The sequence below is a fragment of the Psychrilyobacter sp. genome, from assembly GCF_049671765.1.
Taxonomy (GTDB): domain Bacteria; phylum Fusobacteriota; class Fusobacteriia; order Fusobacteriales; family Fusobacteriaceae; genus Psychrilyobacter.
Genome location: NZ_JBATVM010000133.1, coordinates 1 through 2,358 on the forward strand (window position 1 = coordinate 1; position 2,358 = coordinate 2,358).

2 protein-coding genes and 1 pseudogene are annotated in these 2,358 nt (G+C 28.8%); all 3 read left to right on the forward strand.

Annotation, left to right across the window (positions count from 1 at the left end; translation table 11 throughout):
• On the forward strand, positions 1-944 hold a 944-nt coding region (istA, locus tag WBG30_RS06585), incomplete at its 5' end, for an IS21 family transposase (protein ID WP_424503848.1).
• Between the two features lie 418 nt (positions 945-1,362).
• A complete protein-coding gene (istB, locus tag WBG30_RS06590) occupies positions 1,363-2,085 on the forward strand; it encodes an IS21-like element helper ATPase IstB (RefSeq protein WP_424503849.1) in 723 nt (240 codons plus the stop codon).
• Between the two features lie 43 nt (positions 2,086-2,128).
• Positions 2,129-2,358: pseudogene (locus WBG30_RS06595) on the forward strand (hypothetical protein); the annotation flags it as partial.

The following is a 2,358-nucleotide window of genomic DNA, read 5'->3' on the forward strand; positions in this document are numbered from 1 at the left end:
CCAAATTAAAACCCAGAGTATTTTCTTCTAAATTAGATCCATTTAAAGAAACTATCTTTACTTGGTTGAAAAATGATCTAGATAAGCCTTTAAAACAAAGACATACAGCTAGAAAAATTTACGATAGATTAAAAAATGAATTCACAGAGGAGTGTGATGCTAGTTATAAAACTATTGCTAATTTTGTTTCTAAAGCTAGAAAAACAATTAATAACCCTGAAGTGCATGGAATGACTTACCTCAAACATTCTCATGGGGAAGCTCAACTAGATTTTGGAGCAACAACCTATATCCATAATGGCGAGCTTGTAAAAGGTTATCATCTTGTGATTACATTTCCATACAGTAATCATGGCTATGTTCAATTGTTTCCCGCACAAAATCAAGAAGCTCTTTTTGCGGGAATGAAAAATATATTTGAGTACATTGGTAAAGTCCCTAAGGAAATATGGTTTGATAATATGTCTACTGCTGTAATTGAAATTAAAAAAAATGAAAAAAGAACTTTAACAGATGATTTTTATAGGTTTGCTGCACATTATGGATTTCAAGCGAAGTTTTGTAATCCAGCAAGTGGTAATGAAAAAGGCAGTGTAGAGAATAAAGTCGGATATTTTAGAAGAAATATTTTTGTACCTATCCCTGAAATTAAAAATTTAAATGAGTTTAATATTAATCTATTTTTACAGTGTGATGAAGATTCTAAAAGAGTTCATTACCTTAAAACAACAGAGATATTTACACTGTTTCAAGAAGAAATAAATGAGTTTCTACCTTTAAATAAAAATCCATATGAAGTGTTTAAAATTTTAAAGGTAAAAACTAATAAAATGGGATATGTAAGTTTTAAAAAGAATAGTTACTCAGTTCTTCCAAGGCTTAAAAATCAAGAAGTTTGGATAAAATATTATTATGATTACATCGAAATTTTAGATGAAAAATAAAATTTACTGACCAAACATAAACGATCGTACTCAAAAATATCAGATACACTAATTGGAAAGAATGGATTGAAGTATTAAAAAATAAACCTAGATCCTTTGAAAATACAGAACTTTTTGATGAATTTCCTCTGAGTTTTACAACTTTTTTTAAAAGCAAAACAACCTATGATGAAAAACGAAAATTATTATCACTTCTAGGAGAATTTTTTAATAAAAGACTCTCTAGAAGTGGCTGTCGAAGCTTTAGAAGAGAACATTTCTAAAGGGATCCAAGATATAGAATCTTTTAAGATATCATACAGAGCTAAACTAGAACCCTCTAAAATATATGATTCTTGAAAATTAAAGGATGATATTCCTAAAGTAACTGAATTTGAAATTGATTTAACTCAGTATGATAGATTGATGGGAGGAGCTTATGGATAAATTAGAGATATATTGTAAAAAACTAAAATTAGGATCAGAAATTTTAGAGGAGTTTGAAGAGATAGAATTTATCAATAAAAAAGATTATCTTACTAAAGTATTAGAAAAAAGCTGTTCTTACTCAGAAATCAGGAGAAAAAATCGAAGGATTAAAGATGCTAAATTTGATCTCGTTAAAACCTTTGAATCCTATGAATTTAAAGAGATAGAACTGCCTTTAACCTTGACTGAAGAAAGTATTAAAAAGTGTGAATTTTTAGAAAAAAATGAAAATTTAATTTTTTATGGTTCTTCAGGTCGTGGGAAAACACATTTGGCTATTGCCATTGGGATACAAGCATGTGATTTAGGTAAAAAAGTAAGATTTTACAAGGTTTCACATCTAATAAATGATTTATTAGATGCTAAAGAATCTGGCTTATTAGCTAGATTCTTGAAAAATCTAAAGAAATTCGATCTCATAATTTTAGATGAATTAGGCTATGTTCCCTTAGGAGAACGTGGCGCGGAACTTTTTTTCCAAGTAATAGCTGATTGTTATGAAAAGAAAAGCCTAATTGTAACTACAAATATCGAGTTTTCAAATTGGATAGGAGTATTTATGGATAAAAAAATAACTAGTGCCATAATTGATAGGATAGTTCACCATGGACACCTTATTATGTTCAATGGAAATAACTGGAGAGTAGAAAATTCATTATCGTTATTGAAGTGATCAGTGGTGACTTTTTAAATTGCAACACCGCTGACATTTAAGCTTGCAAAACACAGTTCTTCCAAGGCTTAAAAATCAAGAAGTTTGGATAAAATATTATTATGATTACATCGAAATTTTAGATGAAGAATACAATTTACTGACCAAACATAAACGATCGTACTCAAAAAATACCAGATACACTAATTGGAAAGAATGGATTGAAGTATTAAAAAACAAACCTAGATCCTTTGAAAATACAGAACTTTTTGATGAATTACCTCTGAGTTTTAC